The organism is Escherichia sp. E2661 (assembly GCF_004745185.1).
GTDB lineage: Bacteria > Pseudomonadota > Gammaproteobacteria > Enterobacterales > Enterobacteriaceae > Escherichia.
In genome coordinates this window covers 1-743 of sequence record NZ_PDIG01000091.1, presented here as the reverse complement: position 1 = coordinate 743, position 743 = coordinate 1, and the positions used below count along the sequence as shown (strand labels likewise).

1 tRNA gene and 2 rRNA genes are annotated in these 743 nt (G+C 48.5%); all 3 read left to right on the top strand.

The features are described 5' to 3' along the window. Nucleotides 1-85: ribosomal RNA gene (locus tag CRI63_RS24155) — 16S ribosomal RNA — on the top strand; the annotation flags it as partial. A gap of 85 nt (nt 86-170) precedes the next feature. Then, nucleotides 171-246: transfer RNA gene (locus tag CRI63_RS23825), tRNA-Glu, on the top strand. Between the two features lie 194 nt (nt 247-440). Beyond that, nucleotides 441-743: ribosomal RNA gene (locus tag CRI63_RS23820) — 23S ribosomal RNA — on the top strand; the annotation flags it as partial.

The window sequence follows — 743 nt, the reverse complement described above, 5'->3', positions numbered from 1 at the left end:
CGAGCTTACCACTTTGTGATTCATGACTGGGGTGAAGTCGTAACAAGGTAACCGTAGGGGAACCTGCGGTTGGATCACCTCCTTACCTTAAAGAAGCGTTCTTTGAAGTGCTCACACAGATTGTCTGATAGAAAGTGAAAAGCAAGGCGTCTTGCGAAGCAGACTGATACGTCCCCTTCGTCTAGAGGCCCAGGACACCGCCCTTTCACGGCGGTAACAGGGGTTCGAATCCCCTAGGGGACGCCACTTGCTGGTTTGTGAGTGAAAGTCACCTGCCTTAATATCTCAAAACTCATCTTCGGGTGATGTTTGAGATATTTGCTCTTTAAAAATCTGGATCAAGCTGAAAATTGAAACACTGAACAATGAAAGTTGTTCGTGAGTCTCTCAAATTTTTCGCAACACGATGATGAATCGCAAGAAACATCTTCGGGTTGTGAGGTTAAGCGACTAAGCGTACACGGTGGATGCCCTGGCAGTCAGAGGCGATGAAGGACGTGCTAATCTGCGATAAGCGTCGGTAAGGTGATATGAACCGTTATAACCGGCGATTTCCGAATGGGGAAACCCAGTGTGTTTCGACACACTATCATTAACTGAATCCATAGGTTAATGAGGCGAACCGGGGGAACTGAAACATCTAAGTACCCCGAGGAAAAGAAATCAACCGAGATTCCCCCAGTAGCGGCGAGCGAACGGGGAGCAGCCCAGAGCCTGAATCAGTGTGTGTGTTAGTGGAAGCG